This is a genomic window from Ruegeria sp. CK2, assembly GCF_056536585.1.
Genome location: NZ_JBQFPW010000003.1, coordinates 71,647 through 90,312, shown reverse-complemented (window position 1 = coordinate 90,312; position 18,666 = coordinate 71,647). Strand labels below are relative to the sequence as shown.

The window sequence follows — 18,666 nt, the reverse complement described above, 5'->3', positions numbered from 1 at the left end:
CCGGTCATACGCGCCCTTTCGTTTCCGAACAAAACCCCTATGCTGAGTCCAACCACTTTCGAGGATGACACATGTCGCAAGACATCGACTATGGAAACCTGATGCACACCGCCATGCGCGGGTTGATCAAGACTGTTCTGACCGGGGTTTCTGAGACCGGCTTGCCCGGGTCTCATCATTTCTTCATCACTTTCGACACGCGAGAAGAAGGCGTGGATATCGCAGACTGGCTGCGCGAGCGATATCCAGAAGAGATGACAATTGTTGTCCAGCATTGGTTCGACAACCTTGACGTTGGAGATGACGGCTTTGCGATCACGCTGAACTTCGGAGACAAGCCAGAACCTCTGTATATCCCGTATGAGGCAATAAAGACCTTCGTGGACCCGTCCGTAGAATTCGGCCTGCGATTTGAAAGCCCTGAAGACGAAGCCGACGAAGACCCCGTTGTCGAGGAAATGATTGAGGTTGAGGAAGAGGACGAGCATCACGACGCAGACGTGGTGTCACTGGACAGCTTCCGAAAGTAAGACCAACTAAGCCCTGCGCAACGCGGGGCTTATTGTTTCATCAGGAAGGTTTCGACGGATCGAGACTTTTCGCCGTTGATAAAACGCGTAAAGGCAAGGTTCAGACCGCCATCCGTTAGGGTGCGGTCGAATTGTTGCAACTCGTAGCCGCCCTGCTCGTTGATAAACAACGAAAACACAGTCAGTGTTTGCCCATCAATCCTACCCCAGACAAATGGCTCGCCTTTGATCGGGTCAAGCGGGACCTCGTGCCCAAACACGTTTCTTTTCATGGCCGCCGAGAACACGTCGGGGCGATCAGATTGCTGAAAATCAACCGAGAACTTTTGCTCTTTCACCCTGCCATCCAACTTATACGTCGTTGTTTTCCAACTGACGTTGAATCCTTTTGCAGTTTCATGAATGGATACGCTCATATCCCGGGGCGTGGCGGTTCCATCAACATCAACAACATCAGCCGAGCCGATATAGCTGCCGATAAAGGGGGTGATTTCAGCGGCCCGCACGGTACTGCCCAGCACGACGACCCAAAGCAGAAGTCCAGCAGTAAATGTGGCAACTTTCATGGGTGAAATCCGTTGAGATACGAGCATTTAGTTCTCCAAATCGGCTGTCCTGACATTGTAGCCAAGCGGGTACGGTTAACAATGGCGCATTCTGAAGCTGGGACAATAAAAATGACGCACCCACGTGCCTATACCTTTGACGTCCCTGTGTTTATGGTGCGCGCAACTTGCCGATTGCATCGCAGATTTACTGGGGCTAAACGGCATACGATTGCATACCAGACGGAGTGACCGATGTCTCAAACCCGCACCGAATCCGACAGCTTTGGCCCGCTGGAGGTTCCCGCCGACAAATACTGGGGCGCGCAGACACAGCGTTCGATCATGAACTTCCCGATCGGTTGGGAAAAACAACCGGTCGCCATCGTGCGTGCGCTGGGCGTAATCAAGAAAGCCTGTGCCATGCAGAATAAGGCAACAGGCCACCTGGACGCTACAATCGCAGATGCGGTTATTGCCGCCGCAGGTGAGGTGATTGAGGGCAAGTTTGACGACAACTTCCCTCTGGTCGTGTGGCAAACCGGGTCGGGCACCCAATCGAACATGAACTCGAACGAAGTAATCGCCAATCGTGCGATCGAGATTCTCGGCGGCGTGATCGGCTCAAAAGACCCGGTTCACCCTAATGATCACTGCAATATGGGCCAATCGTCGAACGACACTTTCCCCACCGCCATGCATATCGCCACAGCGATGAGCGTGCGTGATGTGCTGCTGCCCGGCCTTGAAAAACTTGCGTCTGGGTTGGAGCAGAAGGCAGACGAGTTCAAAGACATCATCAAGATCGGTCGTACGCATACACAAGATGCAACGCCGCTGACACTGGGGCAGGAATTTGGCGGATACGCTCATCAGATCCGTCAGGGCATCGCCCGGGTTCAGGCCGCCATGCCGGGAATGTATGAGCTGGCCCAGGGCGGCACCGCGGTGGGCACCGGCCTGAACACGCAAAAAGGATGGAGCGAGTCTGTCGCAGGCCACATGGCCGACATCACCGGCCTGCCCTTCGTCACCGCGCCGAACAAGTTCGAAGCACTGGCCGCCCATGATGCGATGGTCTTCCTTTCAGGCGCTTTGGCCACGATTGCAGGCAGCTGCTACAAGATCGCCAATGACATCCGCTTCCTGGGTTCGGGCCCACGTTCGGGTCTGGGTGAGTTGGTTCTGCCCGAAAACGAGCCCGGCTCGTCCATAATGCCCGGGAAGGTAAACCCGACGCAGGCCGAAGCGCTGACTCAGGTTGCGGCCCACGTGATGGGCAATGACGCCGCCATTAAGTTTGCCGGCAGCCAGGGGCATTTCGAGCTCAATGTCTATAACCCGATGATGTCTTACAACCTGTTGCAGTCCATCCAGCTGCTGGGTGACGCGGCTGACAGCTTTACCGAACGGATGTTGCTGGGCATTCAGGCCAATGAGCCGCGCATCGAAAAGCTGATGAAGGAATCGCTGATGCTGGTCACAGCGCTAGCCCCAACCATCGGCTACGACAACGCCACCACCGTAGCCAAAACCGCGCATAAGAACGGCACGACCCTGAAGGAAGAGGCCATCGCGCTGGGTTTTGTCGATGAGGCAACTTTTGATGCGGTTGTCCGTCCTGAACAGATGATCGGTCCGAAAGACTGATGGGCAAGCCGGTCAACTTGAACCGGTATCGAAAAGAAAAGGCACGGGCCGAGAAAAAGGCCCGTGCAGACGAAAACGCTGTGAAATTCGGCCAATCACAGGCCGAGAAAGACGCAGTGAAGCAGCGAGACGGCAAGACACGCCGCGACCTGGATAATCACGAGTTGGAAGAATGAGCGGTCGTCCGATCAAACGTTCTCTGACACTCAAAGGTCACCGGACCTCGGTCTCGCTAGAGGATGAATTCTGGCAGGCATTTCGGAATATCGCCAAGCAGAAAAATATTCCAATCAATGTGTTGGCTGCGGAAATTGATGTGGCGCGCGATCCAGAAACCGGTCTGGCGTCGGCCATTCGTGTGTTCATCCTAAACTGGTATAGCGAACGGCAATGACCCCTTGCATTGGTCCAGATCCTGAGTTTAGGATAATGAGAACAAAAAGGGTACATTTATGAGCGAGACTATAGTTGGCCCGGATGGGCAACCCCGCTGCGCATGGTGTCAATCTGCGCCAGAATTCTTCGAATACCATGACAACGAGTGGGGTTATCCGGTGGCCGATGATCAGCGGCTGTTCGAAAAGCTGTGCCTTGAGAGTTTTCAGTCCGGCCTCAGCTGGCGCACGATCCTGTCCAAACGCGAGAATTTTCGAAGCGCGTTTTATGGCTTTGATTTCAACAAAATGGCCACGTTTTCTGATGCGGATGTCGAACGCCTGCTGCAAGACAAAGGTATCATACGTCATCGCGGCAAGATCGAAGCTGCGATCAACAATGCCCGCCGCGCGCAGGAGCTGATCGTATCGGATGGATCTTTGGCGGCTTATGTCTGGCAATACGAATCCAAAACACCACCAGACCCACAAACCACATCAACCTCGCCAGAATCCGTGGCGATGTCGAAAGACCTGAAGAAACGTGGTTGGAAGTTTGTTGGCCCCACCACCGTATTCGCCTTCATGCAGGCGATGGGGTTGGTCAATGATCACGGCACGGGCTGTGTCATGCGCGAAAAGGCATCAAAACTGCGCCGCGAATTCATCAAACCGGAGTAAACAGGCGCCCCGAAGGGCGCCAAAGATCACGCGGACGCGCTAAAGATCTTATTAATGTTTCCACCCAGCGCCGCGTTGAATTCCGCATCGGATTGCTGTTTAGCCAAGCCTTCGGTCAACGCACGCGAGAAGGATGCAATCATCTTGCCGTTCTGACCCAAAAGATCACAGGCCTGTTCCGTCGAATATCCCCCAGAAAGGGCCACAACGCGCAGCACGCGCGGGTGATCGGCGACCTCGTCATACAGGTTCGCCTGATTGGGGATCGTCAGTTTCAACATGACATCCTGATTGTCATTCAACTGATCGAGGTTCCTCAGAAGTTCCACCTTCAGAATGTCTTCTGCCGCGGCCTTTGTTTCTGAATGAATGTTCACTTCGGGCTCGATGATTGGAATCATGCCCGCCTTGACCACCTCACGCCCAACATCGAACTGCTGTGACACGACGGCGGCGATGCCTTCGGCATTGGCTTCGTGGATGACAGACCGTTCCTTGGTGCCAAAAACGCCGTCTGCTTTGGCCAAGGTCTCGGCCAACCCCGGGATCGGTTTCATCACTTGAACACCATTGGCCTTTTCTTCCAGACCTTTGTCGATTTTCAGGAACGGAACGATGCCTTTCACCGACCAAAGATAGTCAGCCACTTTGCGGCCATCGATCTCCTCGCCCAATGTGCGTTCGAACAGGATTGCCCCGATGACTTTGTCCTTGGTGAAATCATCCGCCAGAATGATCCTTGCCCGCATCTTTTGGATTTCGCCGAACATTTCTTCGTCCGAGCTATAGTCGGACGCTTCTACCCCATAGAGCGCCAGCGCTTTGGGTGTCGATCCGCCGCTTTGATCCAGTGCTGCGATAAAACCTGCTCCGTTGGACATCTGCGCGCGCTGTTCTGCTTTGGACATAATGCTTTCCCGTTCAATACTGATTCCGATTTCCTCACCCGCATACAGCACGTGGATCAACGATGGTAGATTGTTAGCGCTCAACCAGCCGCAACCAAATTCCATCCTTGGAGCGAACCGTCAAATGAGCGACCGGAACCGGCGTTTTACCGCTGATTGTTTCGAATTTGAAATGGCGCAGTAGCATCGACAGGATCAACGGCCCTTCGACCATGGCAAATCCGGCGCCAGTACAGACGCGGGGACCAGTAGAAAACGGGATGTAAGCCTCTCGTTGGCAGGTCTTGCCATTCTCGGTGGCCCAGCGGGACGGATCAAAGCCATCCGGGTTGTCCCACAGCCGCTCTTGCCGGTGCAGATGCCACGGGCTGATGACAATCTGCGATCCCTTTGGCACGTCCCGGTTTCGGAACTTTTCCGGGCACCCGGCCTCACGCACCATCATCGGAACCGGTGGGTAAAGTCTCAGCGCCTCACGAAACACATCGCGGCTGATTTTTAGCTTGGACATGGTCGCGAATGTGGGATCGTCCAGCGCCTGCGCCTCGGCTGCGACCTTGTTCTGCCAGTCAGGATACAGCGCCATCAGATACAGCGTCCAGGCAAGGGCCGACGCGCTGGTTTCATGCCCGGCCAAAAAGAATATAGCAACCTGATCAATCATCTCATGGGTTTCAAAGCACTGACCTGTCATTGGATCAGGTGTCGTCATGATCTTGGTCGCTAGATCATCCGGTGCAGTTCCATCCGCAATTGCATCGGCACGTTTTGAGGTGAGCTTTGCGATCAGCTTTCGAATTTCTTGTGCATTTCTACGCGTTTTGCGTGAATGAAACCGAGGCAACCACCGTGGCACCGGCACAAACGCCGCAAGATTCAGCAGAGGCTGTTCGCGTTGATAGGCCCGAAACTTCTCGAAAACTTGCGCCGCGACCTGATGTTCGATCGGAACCGAAAACAAAGTGCGAAATATCACATCTGCGGCCACATGGCTGGTGATCCCCTCGCATTCGATCTGCGTTCCAACATGCGGACGCAAACGTTCGACACAGGACTCAGCGGCTGAAAGCATGGCCGGGAACGTGTCTTTGAGGCGTCCACCCTCAAAAGCAGGATCAATGATCCTGCGCTGGCGTTTCCATACCGCACCATTGGTCAAAAATACGGAGTCGCCCAACAACGGGCGCAAACCTTCGCTGATCCGGCCAGATTTGGGAAAGTCGTCCGGGCGCTTTTTCAGAACGGTTTCAATTAGGTCCGGTTGGTTGACCATGTAAGATCGGAAGAACGGCGTGCGGAATTCAGCCATCCAGGCACGATACAGGCGTTGGGGCTGCGCTGACAGTAGATCCTGCCTGAACAGCCTCAGATACCGCCAGAGCGAGACCTTATCGGGGCGTGGCTGCGGTTTGGGTGGGTTCATGCGTCCACCGAGGTGTATTTCGAAACGGACGCCTCGATGCGTGACTTGGACGGTGTGCGCCCTTTGAAACGTTCGCCCAGTGTTTGCGGGCCAGCTGTGATACGAAAGTAATCATATGTGCCGGGCTGGTCGAAGGCGCAGAGATACTGGAAATGAAGCCTGAAAAACCGCCAACGCAACGCATTCCAGCGCTCGAGTGAAAGGGTTTTGGTGAAAGCCGCTGACAGGACCAGTGGCCATTTTTTGCACGGCCCGGCCACGCCGCTGACGGACACCGGATCGCATAACGCAAAAGCGCAACCATCACCTGGTGCAGAAACATCGACCCAGGTTAGGTTATCGCTGTTTGAGAGAAACTGAAGATCTGCCCGCAAGCGGTGCGCCTTGGGCAGGAACGAGACCATGGGCACCACCTGCCCCAGGGTCAGGAAGGACAGAACCGGACCGTTCTCCGGCACACGGTGGTCGCGGATCAGGTCAGACAAGACCGACACACCCAGATGTGCGCCCGAGCTGTGCCCCACAATCAGCACTTCGTCCACCTCTGTTTGCAGTGCCTGTTGCACCAAACCAGCGAAGCTATCCAGACGCTTCTGCAACTCTGCCGAGGTTTCGCCTTTCGACTGGGCCGAATAGGCGTAGTCATGCATCAGATAATAGGCAAACAGGCGGTTATCGATCTTTCGGAACCACCGTAACAATCCATGGGCCGCAGCAAGCGCAGGCACGAAGGCCAACCATCCGACCAAGGACCACAACAAAGCTGTGATGCCCCAAGCCACCAAAAGCGCAGCCAAAAGTTGCGTCAACAACATCCCCACGGGATACAGCGCCGCGATCACGGGCCCCTTGCGCAAACGCACTAACCGCCCCAACGCACCGGTCGACAGGTAGATCCACGCAGTATGCGCCAATTGCAGGTAGGTCGCGGGAATCGATCCAGACATACTGTCCTGAACGATATCGGACCAGGCCAGGACGTCGACATCCGTTTGGACCTGCATCCCGTCCTGAAAGGACACCACCCGCCAACCGAAAGGACCGTCGCCGGACTTTGGCGAAATCGAAATATCGTAGCCGGAAATTGCCGCCTGCAGGCCTGACTCGGTTCGATACAACTCGCGATATCGCCGCGGAGGCATCGGGTCATATCCGGGTATATAGAACACCCGGCGCCTATGCACCTGAGGGGGATTTGTCTGACTGCTCATGGCCTTACCTTCTACCGCACAGGTTAGCGCAGCATTGCGGCCAAGGTAAGGTGGCTTCGCGATTTAACCCAGAACTGCCAGCGCGGGGAAGGTTTCTAGCAGCCACCAGCTGAACTCGGTGAACAGCCCCGTGACCAGCATGATGCCCACAAACAGCAACAGCGCACCCATCACCTTTTCGATCGTGCCCATATAGGGTTTGATCCGGTTCATGACGGTCATCGAACGGTTCAAGAACATCGCCGCTAGCAGGAACGGAATCCCCAGCCCTGCAGCGTAGACACCAAGTAACAGTGTGCCCCGCGCGACTGACGCCTCGGATGCGGCCAAGGAGAGGATCGCGCCCAATTGCGGGCCGATACACGGCGTCCAGCCAAAGGCAAAGGCAAGCCCCAGAATATATGCGCCAAACACAGATCCACCGGAATCGCCGGTCTCAACACGGGCTTCCCGGTCCAACAGCGGAATTCGGAAGACATTCAGAAAATGCAGGCCAAAGACAATCACCACGGCGCCCGATATCTTGGCAAACAGCACCTGGTTTTGCAGCACAAATGCCCCGAAAGCCGACGCCGTAAAGCCCAACAACAAAAAGACTGTGGACAGACCCAGAACAAAGAACAGCGCTGACAAGGTTGCCTTGCGACGCGCGCGGGCTTCATCCTGCATTTCGTTGATCGTCACACCGCTCATATAGGCCAGATAGGGCGGCACAATGGGCAGCACGCAAGGCGACAAAAAGCTGATGAGCCCGCCAATCAAGGCGACGAACATGGCAGGAAGAAGACCCGCATCGATGATTTCTATTCCGAACATAGATCAGCACATATGGTATCGATGCGTCGCCGTCACGGGGCCAATCGGTCACATCATCGTGGTTGCACGCTGGACACCATGGCAAAGTGGAAATATCTGATCCCCATGTCAAACCCGACCGAAACGCTGGACGCCCTTGGCCTGCTGTGCCCACTGCCCGTCCTGAAGGCTCGCAAACGCCTGAAATCCATGCCTGCTGGGGCTGTTTTACGCGTATTGGCTGACGATCCTGCCGCGATCGTCGATGTCCCGCATTTTTGCGTCGAAAGCGGTCATCATCTGGTGTCTCAGGAAGATGCCGACGGGCATCAGATCTATCTCATTCAAAAATCAGGCTGACCGGTTACAGGGGCGTGCAAAAGAAAAGGCGGACACGCTGGCCCGCCTTTTTGTTTGACTACTGGCCCAAGGACCACCAGCCTCGCCGTTTAGGCTTGGCGGGTTCGCTGGGTTTTTCGGGTTCGGGAGCGGTCGTTGCAAGCACGGGCTCGGCAGGTGTTTCTTCTACACTTTCCTCGTTCGAAACCTCAGCCACGTCCGCAACTTCGACAGGTTCGGGCGTTGCTTCAGCAACCAATGGCGCCTCTTCCGCAGGCTCGGCCGCTGTTTCCGGTTCAGGCGCAGGCTGCTCATCCAAAGGCTGTTGTACGGGTTCAGAGGCCTGCTCTGGCGCGACCTCTTGCGTGGCCGTGGCGTCCGCCTCGGTCACAGCGTCAGCCGCAACGGGCTCGACCTCTTTTTTCTTGCGACGCGGCGCTCGGCGTTTTTTCGGCTTGGCTGGGGCCTCGTCTTCACTCTGCGGTTCCGCGGGAGCATCCGTCTCGGCTGCCTCTGCGGGTTCAGCCGCGGTTTCGCCGTCTTCAGCCGGCGCATCGCCGGTTTCGGATCCAGCGTCCTGAGCGTCTGCTCCTCCGCCGTTCTTTTTCCGACGGCGACGACGGCGCTTGCGCTTGGGCTTTGCTTCGTCTTCGGCCTGAACGGCCTCGTCAGCGACTTCGGCCTCTTCCTCGTCGGATGAATCCACCAGATCCATCAGTGATGCATCCACCGAGACGACAGGTGCCGTTGCCTCGGGTACGATCCGGCTCGCCGTCTTGAACTTCTCCATCGAGAAATCCGGGCTCACCAGATGCAGATCGCCCTCAACACGCACAGACAGGCCGTAACGGGATTCGATCTGAGCGATATGTTCGCGTTTCTGATTCATCAGGAAGTTGGCGATGCTGACCGGGCAGCGCACCAAAACCTCGCGCGAACGACGACGGGTGCCTTCTTCTTCGATCTGGCGCAAGATCGACAGCGCCATGTTGTCGTCGGACCGGATCAGACCTGTCCCATGACACGCTGGGCATGGCTGAGTTGTCGCTTCCAACATACCGGGACGCAGACGCTGACGGCTCATCTCCATAAGACCAAAGCCCGAGATACGGCCCATCTGGATGCGCGCGCGGTCGGTCTTCAGCTTGTCCTTCATGCGCTTTTCGACGGCCGAGTTGTTCTTGCGCTCGTCCATATCGATAAAGTCGATGACGATCAGACCCGCCAAGTCACGCAGCCGCAATTGGCGCGCCACTTCCTCAGCCGCCTCAATGTTGGTTTTAAGCGCCGTTTCTTCGATTGAACCTTCTTTGGTCGCCCGGCCCGAGTTCACATCGATGGCCACCAGCGCTTCGGTCACGCCGATCACGATATACCCACCGGATTTCAGCTGTACGGTCGGGTTGAACATGCCCGCCAAATAGCTTTCCACCTGGTAGCGCGCGAACAAGGGCAGCGCGTCCTCGTACCGTTTCACGTTCTTGGCGTGGGACGGCATGATCATCTTCATGAAGTCCTTGGCAATGCGGTACCCGCCTTCGCCTTCGACCAGAACTTCGTCTATATCGCGGTTGTACAGATCCCGGATCGACCGTTTGATCAGGTCGCCTTCCTCATAGATCTTTGCAGGCGCAATGGACTGCAGGGTCAGTTCACGGATTTGTTCCCACAAACGCTGCAGATATTCGTAGTCGCGCTTGATTTCGGATTTGGTCCGCTTCGCGCCAGCCGTGCGAATAATCAAACCCGCACCCGTCGGTACATCAATTTCCGAGGCGATTTCCTTGAGTTTCTTGCGGTCCGGTGCGTTGGTGATCTTGCGGCTTATACCGCCGCCACGTGCCGTGTTTGGCATCAGCACACAATAGCGACCGGCCAGCGACAGGTAGGTGGTCAGCGCTGCGCCTTTATTGCCGCGCTCTTCCTTGACCACTTGAACCAACAGCACCTGACGGACTTTGACGACTTCCTGGATTTTATACCGGCGCGGGCGCGGCTTGCGCGGCGGACGGATATCTTCGCTGTCGTCTTCATCGGCAACGGATTCGATGGAATCGTCCTTGCTGGTCGCGTCCGAGCGCGCGTCGCCCTCGTCAGCATCCTCTGCGTCGGCTTTTTTGCCGTTTGTATCCGAAGTCTGTTCTACTTCTTCCGAAGTGGCGTCTGTCGCATCCGCTTCAGCAGCTTTCGCACCGTCGCCACCCTCAGTCGCATCTGCCTCAGGGGCTGCTGCAATCTCATCTGACGGTGTGTCGTCAGATTTTTCAGCCTCTGCTTCATCGACCGGTTCTTCAACAGGTGTATCCGCGACCAGCTCCACCGGTGAGGTGCCTTCGGGCACGTCCATTTCAACCGTCTCGTCGGTGTTCTCGCCATCTTCCAGATCGATGGTTTCCATGCCAGATGGTTCCGAAGACACTTCGATTGACTCGACAGCATCGTCAGATTTCACATCCGCCGCTTTAGTCCGGGACCGCGAACGGCGTCTTTTGGGCTTGGCCTCTTCCGCCTCATCCCGAGCCTTCATGGCCTCGGCATAAGCGCGTTCTTCTTCCATCAGCGCCTCGCGGTCGGCGACCGGGATTTGGTAGTAATCCGGATGGATCTCGGAAAACGCGAGGAACCCGTGGCGATTGCCGCCATAGTCCACAAAGGCCGCCTGCAGTGACGGCTCGACCCTGGTTACTTTTGCGAGATAGATGTTGCCAGCAAGCTGGCGTTTGTTTTCGGATTCAAAATCAAATTCCTCGACCTTGTTTCCGTCGACCACCACAACGCGAGTTTCCTCTGCGTGGGTGGCATCGATAAGCATTTTCTTAGCCATGTGTCCTTGGTGCACCGCGCCAAACGCGTTGTCCTGACCCGTCCGGGCGGACAGGCGCTTTTGGGGTGGTGTCTTGTCAGGGCGATATCGGACGGCGCGCGGCAGGGTCTGGCGCTCTGGCCCCCTGCCCGTTCTCTCAATCGTTGCGCGCGCGTCATCGCGGTTCTTCTCCGACAGGCGCGATACAAGCCGCCTCCTGCCCATTTATTCCTTTCGCCCGACGCGTCGGGCTCAGGCACTCCACTGCCCCATGCGGGGCACAATCGGTCTGCTTTGCGGTGAAAGATCGATCATCACTTGTGGCAAAGCAGCGAAACTCATTGATTCGGGACTTAAAGACGCAAAAAAGGATCAGGCCCGTCCGCACACATTAAAAGCAGTCCTGTGGAAAACACAATGGGCAAACTGCATCGCCGGCAATCAGTTAAGACCGCCGGCGTTCCAAATGTTGCAGCTGTTAAGGTGGCACTTGCCCGTTAGAGATAGTCCGACCGCTGCAGGCTGTACTTGGCCATCTTTTCGTTCAACGTCCGACGCGGCAGGCACAATTCATCCATCACGGACGCGATCGAGCCTTTGTGGCGGCGCATTGTGTTGTCGATAAGCATCCGCTCGAACGCTTCGACATATTCCTTCAGCGGCTTGCCTTCGGTTGTCATCACCGGCTGCATTTCTTCGTGATCAGACATCAGCAAGGATGCAATCGTACCCGAACCACGCCGCGATTGCAGCACGGCGCGTTCCGCGATGTTGATAAGCTGACGCACATTGCCGGGCCACGGCGCCTGCAACAGTTGCGCTGCTTCCTGAGCGCTGACCTGTGGGGCATCACAGCCATATTCCTCGGCAAATTGCTCGCTCAGACGCGTAAACAGCGTCAGAATGTCTTCGCCGCGCTGGCGCAGCGGCGGCATCGTGATGCGCAGGGCCGCCAGTCGGTAGAACAGATCAGGGCGCAGAACATCCTCGCTGGTTTTTCCCGCTTCCTGAAGGTTTGAAATTGCGACGATCCGGGTTTCCGCCGGGGTGCCCTGATCGTTCATAACACTCAACAGCTTGGCCTGAAGTGTATCGCTTAGGGCCTCAACATCCTCCAGCACCAATGTACCCCCGCGGGCCTCTTCGATGGCTGGCAGTTGGGCATCTTCAGGCATCATTGGGCCAAACAGACGCTTTGATAGCGCCTCTTCTTCCAAGGCCGCACAGGACACTAACACGAATTTCTTGCCCGCTCTGCTGCCAACGGCATGCAAGGCATGGGCGACCAGAGTTTTGCCTGTCCCGGTCTCTCCGTCGATCAGAACGTGACCATCGGCCTGCCCCAGATCCAGAATGTCCTCGCGCAACCTTTCCATAACCGGGCTGGCACCGATCAATTTGTTCATGATCTGAGTGCCGCCGGACAGCTCGCGCCGCAGTGCCCGGTTGTCCAGGGTCAGCCGTCTGGCGTTGCTGGCGCGCTTCGCCAATTCCGACATGCGGTCCGGGTTGAACGGTTTTTCGAGAAAATCAAACGCTCCGACCCGCATCGCCTCGACCGCCATGGGCACATCGCCGTGACCGGTGATCATAATGACCGGCAGTGTACTGTCGGCGCCCATCAGCTTTTTCAGCAGTTGGATGCCATCCATTCCCGGCATCTTGATGTCTGAAATTACAATGCCCGGGTAGTCCGGCCCCAAAACCTTGAGTGCATCTTCTGCACTGCCAAAGGTTTCAGTGTCATAGCCTGACAGCGCCAGCCATTGGCTGATCGACTGCCGCATGTCCTGTTCGTCGTCTACGATGGCGATTTTCATGGCTTGTGCCATATGTCTTCCCCGTTATTCAGCGGCCTCAAGGCCGTCGCTTCCTAGTATCGGCAGTTGCATCTCGAACACCGCGCCACCTGATTGGCCGTTCCGAGCTGTCAGCCGTCCGCCATGGTCGTTCACGATCCCGGACGAGATGGCAAGCCCCAGCCCGACCCCATCGCCGGGCTGTTTGGTGGTGTAGAAGGGTTCGAACAGGTTCTCGATGTTTTCGATCCCGTGACCATTGTCGCGCACTGTCAGCACCGCCATTTCGCCCGCCGCCAGAATGATTTCCAGATCTGGCTCGGGTACTGACTTGGTGGCGTCCAGCGCGTTTCGCAAGAGGTTCACCATCACCTGTTCGATCCGCATGCGGTCGCCCATCACGACAACCGAGTCCTCGGGCAGGATCTGTGTGATCTTGACCTCCCGTTGGCGCAGCTGCGGCTCCATCATTGACAGGGAAGAGGCCAGCGCCTCCCCAAGGTTTACTGGTGAAAACGCATCTGCACCCTTGCGCGCGTATGATTTCAGCTGTCGTGTGATCGCGCCCATACGCTCGATCAGCCCATCAATGCGACCAAAGCTGGCGAGCGCCTCTTCGGGACGGTTTCGACGCAGTAGCAGACGCGCGCCAGCAAGATAGGTTTTCATTGCAGCCAGCGGTTGATTCAGCTCGTGGCTGACGGCCGCGGACATTTCACCCAACGCCGCAAGTTTCGAGCTTTGCGCGAGGGTCTGTTCCGCCAGATCCAACGTCTTTTCAACCCGTTCCCGCTCAGCAATTTCCCGCTGCAGCCTTGCGTTCAATGCGCGAAGCTCTGCCGACTCGCGCTGGAACAGCGCCATCCGAAGCGTCGCGCGGCGGCTGAGTGCATAGAAGGTCAGCGCCAGAAGAATCGCAAATCCCATGATTTCCAGCGCCAGCACGCTGTTCACCTTTTCCCGGATCGACGCATAGGTAGTGAACGACGTCATCTGCCAGCCGCGGAACGGAATCCGCGTTTTCATCCGCATCACTGCCTCACCCTGAAGATAGGCATCCGGCGGCAGAGCCGTCCAATCGGTGGTGGCCCGAATGGCGCGTTGGATCGCGTTTTGTGGCGGTTGGCGCAGCATGGCAGCGTTTTCATCCACCCCACGCCATTGTGGTTCGGTCGACAGAATGATGTTGCCGGTGCTGTCGGTCACCATTACGGCATCTGAAATTCCCGCCCAGGCGCGTTCGAACTTCTGCAGATCGACCTCTACGACGATAACGCCCAGAATCTCCGATCCGGCCTGAATGCGTCGTGAATATACAAAGCTGTAGCCGCCGGATTCCTTTGGTATGACGGTAAAGATGGTCGAATTTGATCTGATGGCATCCACAAAATAGGCAGAATTCCGATGTGCCTCGCCCAGCCGGTTCCTGTCGGTGGCAGCAACAGACCGCCCATCCCCGTCCAGAAGCATCAGCGAGGCAGCGCCAATTTCTTCGACAAAAGAAATCAGGCGCTGTGTCGATAACGTATAATCGCTGGACCGCAGCGCCGAGATCAGCGTTGGATCGCGCGCCAGCAATTGCGGTACAATCGCGTTACGGCGCAATTCGCTCAGCAGGTTGCCGGAATACAGCGCCAGGCGCAGCTCAGCCCGGTTTCGCGTAGATTCAGTGAACCGATCCGTAAGCAGCCGGTTGGTGATCCAAACGGTCGAAACAGTGGCCACCAAAAGAAGAATGATCGCAACGCGCAACCGCCACCCTAGTGGAGCACCCCGGAACGGGTTTTTCAGTTTGGACCAGCCAGAGCTAACTTCGGTACTCATCCCCAGAAGTTACGCTTGCATCAGTCCGATCTCAAGTCACGCCGGTGCGAGAACACCTGACAATGCGCGGAACAGCGCCACCCCGTCGGTCCCGCCATGGCCTTCATCTGCCGCGCGCTCGGGATGGGGCATCATCCCGAGAACACGACGGTTTTCCGATAAAATGCCTGCGATATCCCCAGCCGAGCCGTTCGGATTCTCGGTATAGGTGAACGCGATCCGGTCTTGATCCTTCAGCGCGGACAATGCTGTGTCATCGGCGAAATAGTTTCCATCGTGATGAGCGATGGGAATACCGATCACGTCGCCGGCATTGTAGCCTTCGGTAAAGGCCGAGTTGCTGGTTTCAACTTTCAGACCAACGGTCTTGCAGATGTATTTCAGACCCGCATTGCGCAGTAGCGCGCCAGGCAGAATCCCGGTTTCGGTCAATATCTGAAACCCGTTGCAGACCCCAACCGCGTATCCACCACGCTCGGTATGATCGACCACAGCCTTGCAAATCGGTGATTGTGCCGCAATTGCACCGCAGCGCAGATAGTCGCCATACGAGAATCCGCCGGGCACTCCTACAATGTCGATGCCTTCCGGCAATGCCGCGTCCTTGTGCCAGACCATATCGACCTGGAACCCGGCTTGTTCAAAGGCAACGGCAAGATCCCGGTCACAGTTCGAACCGGGGAATACGATGACGGCTGCGCGCATTGCGGACCCTCCTAAGAAACAAAATCAGTGACAACCGCGACGCCCGGAGGTGTCGGAGTATCAAAAGCGGCAAGCTCATCGCTCACCTGGTTCAGTGATATCTTTCGTGTCACCAGCGGGCTAAGGTCAACACCCCCACCCGAGATCAGTGACAAAAGTGATGGGTAACGCCAACTTGGCATTCCTCGTGTTCCATAAATGGACAGTTGTCCTGAATATAGAACATCCATCGGCAGTGACATCTGGGCGTGTTCTCCCGTTGGCATGCCGATCTGGACAAGACGCCCAAGTTTGCGCAAAGACCGCAGGGCCGACACGGTGGTGGTCTCAACCCCCAGGGCCTCGATTGCCACATGCGCGCCGCCGCCAGTAAGGTCTTTTATTGCCTCAGGTGCATTGCACATGGCCGCATTAAGGACAGCGTCCGCACCAAGTGTTTTGGCATAGGCCAGCTTGTCATCGTCGATATCGACGACGGCAACACGCGCGCCCAACGCCTTTCCGAGTAAAAGTGCCGAAACGCCAACACCGCCGCCACCAAAAACCGCCAGCCAGTCACCGCCTTGCAACTGCGCCCGCCCCACCAAAGCCTGCCAGGCTGTCGTCACGCGACATCCCAAGGCCGCACCGATTTCCGGGGCAAGGGTTTCGGGCAAAACCGACAGGTTTGCGTCGGCATGAGCAACAGCGATGTATTCGGCGAATGCGCCGTCGCAGGTGAAACCGGGTACGATCTGATCCGCGCAAACGGTCTGATGACCCTGCGCACAATCGCCACACTGACCGCATGCCAGAATGAAGGGGGCAATCACCCTGTCCCCGACGCGCCACCGGGCAACCTGTGCTCCGACGGAAACAACCTCACCGCAATACTCGTGCCCCGGTGTAATGGGTAACGCTACATCAGGGTCCGAGCCTGACCAGGCATGCCAGTCCGACCGGCAAACACCGCACGCCAACACCCGAACAACAACGCCATGTGCGGCAGGTTCAGGGTCGGGAACGGTGCTTACCTCAAGTGGCTGGCGAAAGCTGGTGAGGCGCGCTGCCCGCATTGCTTCAGACCAGTTCGATTTCGTAGCGTTCGATTACGGTGTTGGCCAAAAGCTTTTCGCACATTTCGGTCACGTCTGCCTCGGTCGCGCCTTCGGTAAGCTCCAGGTCGATCACTTTGCCTTGCCGTACACCTTCGACCTGATCAAAGCCCATGGCGCCCAATGCGTGCCGCACCGCTTCGCCCTGCGGGTCCAACACCCCGTTCTTGAGCATCACATGCACCCGTGCTTTCATATTCGCAACTCCACCTGCGGGCCGCGCGTTTGGGCCCATTCCGTTGCGCGGGGGATAGCGCGCCTGATGCCATTGGACAACCCTGTTTACCGTGCGGTTTGCCGCAGTGGCCGAGCGCTACCCTTGCGCGCCCTGCCCGGTCGTCAAACCCGGATAGTGCATGTCAATTGCGTTGAACACGCCGGTCAGAACCATTTCGACAGCAACGGCCACCAGCAAGATCGCCATGATACGGGTCAGAACATTGATCATCGTATCGCCAAGGAACCGCGAAATCTGATCTGCAAACAACAATCCCAGACCGACAATCGAGCACGCAATGACGACCGCTGAACCCAATGTCACAATTTCCGTACCGGGCGTTGCCTGATGTGAAAAGACAATGGTGATAGCGATTGTTCCCGGACCGATCGTCAGCGGTATGGCCAAAGGTACCACAGCAAAATTGAACTTACGTTCATGCCCGTCTGCAACGGCCGCCTGATCTCCGGGAGGGCGATCCTCAGCATTCAGCATCGACATGCCAATCCCGAAGATAATGATCCCGCCCGCGATGCGAAACGACGGAACATCTATACCAAAAACAGCAAGAATTTCTTCTCCGATCAAAACGGCCGTCAACGCAATAACCGTGACAGAGGTCATGACAATCAGGGCAACGCGCCTTCGCTCGGGCGCCGAGCACCCGCGCGTCATACTCAGGAAAATCGGCATGTTGTAGAGCGGGTTGAAGATCGCAAGAACAGCGGCCATGAATTTCAGAAAAACGGCCTGATCAAAGAATTCTGCCATGTATTGCGTCACCTTTTTTGCCAAACTTATCGGGCAAATCTTCCCATGCACGTACTGATTATCAAATTAAGTGATCACGCAAACACAAAAAACGCCGCTTCTTTGGAAACGGCGCTTTTGAATTTAGGTCAGGCCTGCAATCGGATCAATTGATCAGTGTTGGCTTGGTCACGTTGCTTTTGGGCAAAACACCCAACCGGCGCGCGACCTCTGAATAGGCATCGGTCAGATTGCCCAAATCGCGGCGGAACACATCCTTGTCCAGCTTTTGGCCGGTTTCGATATCCCACAAACGGCAGCTATCGGGGCTGATTTCGTCGGCCACGATCAGGCGCTGGAAATCACCCTCATAGACGCGTCCGATTTCGATTTTGAAATCGACCAGGCGAATGCCAACTGCCAGCATCACGCCGCTCATGAAATCATTCACGCGCAGCGCCAGGCTTAGGATATCGTCCATATCCTGCTGGCTGGCCCAGCCAAAGGCCGCGATATGCTCTTCCGAAACCAGCGGATCACCCAGGGAATCGTCTTTGTAGCAATACTCGATGATCGGGCGCGGCAGCTGCGTGCCTTCGGCAATACCCAAACGCTTGGACATCGATCCGGCAGCATAGTTGCGCACGATGATTTCCAACGGGATAATCTCGCAATTGCGCACCAACTGCTCTCGCATGTTCAAACGGCGGATAAAATGGGTCGGCACACCGATCTGGGTCAAGCCGGTCATGAAAAACTCGCTCAGACGGTTGTTCAGAACACCTTTGCCGTCGATCACGTCTTTCTTTTCGGCGTTGAACGCAGTGGCATCGTCCTTGAAGTACTGCACAATCGTGCCCGGTTCAGGGCCCTCATACAGAATCTTGGCTTTGCCTTCATAGATCTTCTTGCGACGCGCCATAAGCGACCTTTCCAGTCCTGGGTGAGTGAATGAGTCCCTCTCCGGTGGCGCCCTCATAGTCCAAGCCCCCCTTTCCCGCAAGTTCGCAAGGCCGAG

General features: G+C 56.6%; 19 protein-coding genes. 6 read left to right on the top strand and 13 right to left on the bottom strand.

Annotation, left to right across the window (positions count from 1 at the left end; all coding sequences use genetic code 11):
- The first annotated feature begins 71 nt into the window (after positions 1-71).
- Complete coding sequence (locus ACR0BU_RS05900; RefSeq protein WP_298935636.1) at positions 72-530, top strand: SspB family protein; 459 nt, start codon at positions 72-74, stop codon at positions 528-530.
- Between the two features lie 29 nt (positions 531-559).
- On the opposite strand, the gene ACR0BU_RS05895 is transcribed toward ACR0BU_RS05900, so the two are convergent.
- Positions 560-1,096 carry a hypothetical protein gene (locus ACR0BU_RS05895; protein WP_299075157.1) on the bottom strand — a complete coding sequence of 179 codons (537 nt, stop codon included), beginning with the start codon at positions 1,094-1,096 and terminating at the stop codon, positions 560-562.
- A 234-nt stretch (positions 1,097-1,330) separates the two neighbouring features.
- Here ACR0BU_RS05895 and fumC point away from each other — a divergent pair, with 234 nt between their 5' ends.
- From fumC to ACR0BU_RS05875, 4 genes are read left to right on the top strand one after another with little or no spacing between them, the layout of a single operon-like run.
- Positions 1,331-2,725 (top strand): class II fumarate hydratase, encoded by a 1,395-nt coding sequence (gene fumC, locus ACR0BU_RS05890; RefSeq protein WP_480735472.1) that lies wholly within the window; start codon positions 1,331-1,333, stop codon positions 2,723-2,725.
- Positions 2,725-2,901 (top strand): DUF4169 family protein, encoded by a 177-nt coding sequence (locus ACR0BU_RS05885; protein ID WP_300065942.1) that lies wholly within the window; start codon positions 2,725-2,727, stop codon positions 2,899-2,901. The genes fumC and ACR0BU_RS05885 overlap by 1 nt, the downstream gene beginning before the upstream one ends.
- Entirely contained in the window at positions 2,898-3,119 is a 222-nt protein-coding gene (locus ACR0BU_RS05880) for a ribbon-helix-helix domain-containing protein (RefSeq protein WP_298935644.1), read from the top strand. The genes ACR0BU_RS05885 and ACR0BU_RS05880 overlap by 4 nt, the downstream gene beginning before the upstream one ends.
- A gap of 58 nt (positions 3,120-3,177) precedes the next feature.
- The gene (locus ACR0BU_RS05875; protein WP_480735471.1) at positions 3,178-3,780 is read left to right on the top strand and encodes a DNA-3-methyladenine glycosylase I; all 603 of its coding nucleotides are present in this window, start codon (positions 3,178-3,180) and stop codon (positions 3,778-3,780) included.
- A 26-nt stretch (positions 3,781-3,806) separates the two neighbouring features.
- Here ACR0BU_RS05875 and ACR0BU_RS05870 read toward each other — a convergent pair whose 3' ends face one another.
- From ACR0BU_RS05870 to ACR0BU_RS05855, 4 genes are all read right to left on the bottom strand, one after another.
- On the bottom strand, positions 3,807-4,688 hold the full coding sequence (locus ACR0BU_RS05870) for a fructose bisphosphate aldolase (RefSeq protein WP_480735469.1): 882 nt from the start codon (positions 4,686-4,688) through the stop codon (positions 3,807-3,809).
- A gap of 73 nt (positions 4,689-4,761) precedes the next feature.
- On the bottom strand, positions 4,762-6,111 hold the full coding sequence (locus tag ACR0BU_RS05865; RefSeq protein ID WP_480735467.1) for a cytochrome P450: 1,350 nt from the start codon (positions 6,109-6,111) through the stop codon (positions 4,762-4,764).
- Positions 6,108-7,322 (bottom strand): hypothetical protein, encoded by a 1,215-nt coding sequence (locus ACR0BU_RS05860; protein ID WP_480735466.1) that lies wholly within the window; start codon positions 7,320-7,322, stop codon positions 6,108-6,110. The genes ACR0BU_RS05865 and ACR0BU_RS05860 overlap by 4 nt, the downstream gene beginning before the upstream one ends.
- A 63-nt stretch (positions 7,323-7,385) precedes the next feature.
- Positions 7,386-8,138 carry a cytochrome c biogenesis CcdA family protein gene (locus ACR0BU_RS05855; RefSeq protein ID WP_298935654.1) on the bottom strand — a complete coding sequence of 251 codons (753 nt, stop codon included), beginning with the start codon at positions 8,136-8,138 and terminating at the stop codon, positions 7,386-7,388.
- A 105-nt stretch (positions 8,139-8,243) separates the two neighbouring features.
- Here ACR0BU_RS05855 and ACR0BU_RS05850 point away from each other — a divergent pair, with 105 nt between their 5' ends.
- Positions 8,244-8,477 carry a sulfurtransferase TusA family protein gene (locus tag ACR0BU_RS05850; protein ID WP_298935657.1) on the top strand — a complete coding sequence of 78 codons (234 nt, stop codon included), beginning with the start codon at positions 8,244-8,246 and terminating at the stop codon, positions 8,475-8,477.
- Between the two features lie 58 nt (positions 8,478-8,535).
- Here ACR0BU_RS05850 and ACR0BU_RS05845 read toward each other — a convergent pair whose 3' ends face one another.
- The 8 genes from ACR0BU_RS05845 to purC form a co-directional block, all read right to left on the bottom strand.
- Positions 8,536-11,280 (bottom strand): Rne/Rng family ribonuclease, encoded by a 2,745-nt coding sequence (locus ACR0BU_RS05845; protein ID WP_480735811.1) that lies wholly within the window; start codon positions 11,278-11,280, stop codon positions 8,536-8,538.
- 476 nt (positions 11,281-11,756) lie between these two features.
- Positions 11,757-13,091: a sigma-54-dependent transcriptional regulator gene (locus tag ACR0BU_RS05840; protein ID WP_120635372.1), complete on the bottom strand. Its 1,335-nt coding sequence runs from the start codon at positions 13,089-13,091 to the stop codon at positions 11,757-11,759.
- A gap of 12 nt (positions 13,092-13,103) precedes the next feature.
- Positions 13,104-14,882: a sensor histidine kinase gene (locus tag ACR0BU_RS05835; RefSeq protein WP_298935663.1), complete on the bottom strand. Its 1,779-nt coding sequence runs from the start codon at positions 14,880-14,882 to the stop codon at positions 13,104-13,106.
- Between the two features lie 36 nt (positions 14,883-14,918).
- A complete protein-coding gene (gene purQ / locus ACR0BU_RS05830; protein ID WP_480735464.1) occupies positions 14,919-15,587 on the bottom strand; it encodes a phosphoribosylformylglycinamidine synthase subunit PurQ in 669 nt (222 codons plus the stop codon).
- An 11-nt stretch (positions 15,588-15,598) separates the two neighbouring features.
- A complete protein-coding gene (locus tag ACR0BU_RS05825) occupies positions 15,599-16,642 on the bottom strand; it encodes a zinc-dependent alcohol dehydrogenase family protein (protein WP_480735462.1) in 1,044 nt (347 codons plus the stop codon).
- 4 nt (positions 16,643-16,646) lie between these two features.
- Positions 16,647-16,877 (bottom strand): phosphoribosylformylglycinamidine synthase subunit PurS, encoded by a 231-nt coding sequence (gene purS / locus ACR0BU_RS05820; protein ID WP_298935669.1) that lies wholly within the window; start codon positions 16,875-16,877, stop codon positions 16,647-16,649.
- Between the two features lie 117 nt (positions 16,878-16,994).
- Positions 16,995-17,669 (bottom strand): MarC family protein, encoded by a 675-nt coding sequence (locus ACR0BU_RS05815; RefSeq protein ID WP_480735460.1) that lies wholly within the window; start codon positions 17,667-17,669, stop codon positions 16,995-16,997.
- Positions 17,670-17,814: 145 nt separating this feature from the next.
- On the bottom strand, positions 17,815-18,570 hold the full coding sequence (gene purC, locus ACR0BU_RS05810) for a phosphoribosylaminoimidazolesuccinocarboxamide synthase (RefSeq protein ID WP_298935673.1): 756 nt from the start codon (positions 18,568-18,570) through the stop codon (positions 17,815-17,817).
- Positions 18,571-18,666: the final 96 nt, after the last annotated feature.

Excerpts from the sequence above, each read along its gene's own strand:
- ACR0BU_RS05900 (WP_298935636.1), top strand. The coding sequence starts at position 72 with ATGTCGCAAGACATCGACTATGGAAACCTGATGCACACCGCCATGCGC.
- ACR0BU_RS05895 (WP_299075157.1), bottom strand. The coding sequence starts at position 1,096 with ATGAAAGTTGCCACATTTACTGCTGGACTTCTGCTTTGGGTCGTCGTG.
- fumC (WP_480735472.1), top strand. The coding sequence starts at position 1,331 with ATGTCTCAAACCCGCACCGAATCCGACAGCTTTGGCCCGCTGGAGGTT.
- ACR0BU_RS05885 (WP_300065942.1), top strand. The coding sequence starts at position 2,725 with ATGGGCAAGCCGGTCAACTTGAACCGGTATCGAAAAGAAAAGGCACGG.
- ACR0BU_RS05880 (WP_298935644.1), top strand. The coding sequence starts at position 2,898 with ATGAGCGGTCGTCCGATCAAACGTTCTCTGACACTCAAAGGTCACCGG.
- ACR0BU_RS05875 (WP_480735471.1), top strand. The coding sequence starts at position 3,178 with ATGAGCGAGACTATAGTTGGCCCGGATGGGCAACCCCGCTGCGCATGG.
- ACR0BU_RS05870 (WP_480735469.1), bottom strand. The coding sequence starts at position 4,688 with ATGTCCAAAGCAGAACAGCGCGCGCAGATGTCCAACGGAGCAGGTTTT.
- ACR0BU_RS05865 (WP_480735467.1), bottom strand. The coding sequence starts at position 6,111 with ATGAACCCACCCAAACCGCAGCCACGCCCCGATAAGGTCTCGCTCTGG.
- ACR0BU_RS05860 (WP_480735466.1), bottom strand. The coding sequence starts at position 7,322 with ATGAGCAGTCAGACAAATCCCCCTCAGGTGCATAGGCGCCGGGTGTTC.
- ACR0BU_RS05855 (WP_298935654.1), bottom strand. The coding sequence starts at position 8,138 with ATGTTCGGAATAGAAATCATCGATGCGGGTCTTCTTCCTGCCATGTTC.
- ACR0BU_RS05850 (WP_298935657.1), top strand. The coding sequence starts at position 8,244 with ATGTCAAACCCGACCGAAACGCTGGACGCCCTTGGCCTGCTGTGCCCA.
- ACR0BU_RS05845 (WP_480735811.1), bottom strand. The coding sequence starts at position 11,280 with ATGGCTAAGAAAATGCTTATCGATGCCACCCACGCAGAGGAAACTCGC.
- ACR0BU_RS05840 (WP_120635372.1), bottom strand. The coding sequence starts at position 13,091 with ATGGCACAAGCCATGAAAATCGCCATCGTAGACGACGAACAGGACATG.
- ACR0BU_RS05835 (WP_298935663.1), bottom strand. The coding sequence starts at position 14,882 with ATGAGTACCGAAGTTAGCTCTGGCTGGTCCAAACTGAAAAACCCGTTC.
- purQ (WP_480735464.1), bottom strand. The coding sequence starts at position 15,587 with ATGCGCGCAGCCGTCATCGTATTCCCCGGTTCGAACTGTGACCGGGAT.
- ACR0BU_RS05825 (WP_480735462.1), bottom strand. The coding sequence starts at position 16,642 with ATGCGGGCAGCGCGCCTCACCAGCTTTCGCCAGCCACTTGAGGTAAGC.
- purS (WP_298935669.1), bottom strand. The coding sequence starts at position 16,877 with ATGAAAGCACGGGTGCATGTGATGCTCAAGAACGGGGTGTTGGACCCG.
- ACR0BU_RS05815 (WP_480735460.1), bottom strand. The coding sequence starts at position 17,669 with ATGGCAGAATTCTTTGATCAGGCCGTTTTTCTGAAATTCATGGCCGCT.
- purC (WP_298935673.1), bottom strand. The coding sequence starts at position 18,570 with ATGGCGCGTCGCAAGAAGATCTATGAAGGCAAAGCCAAGATTCTGTAT.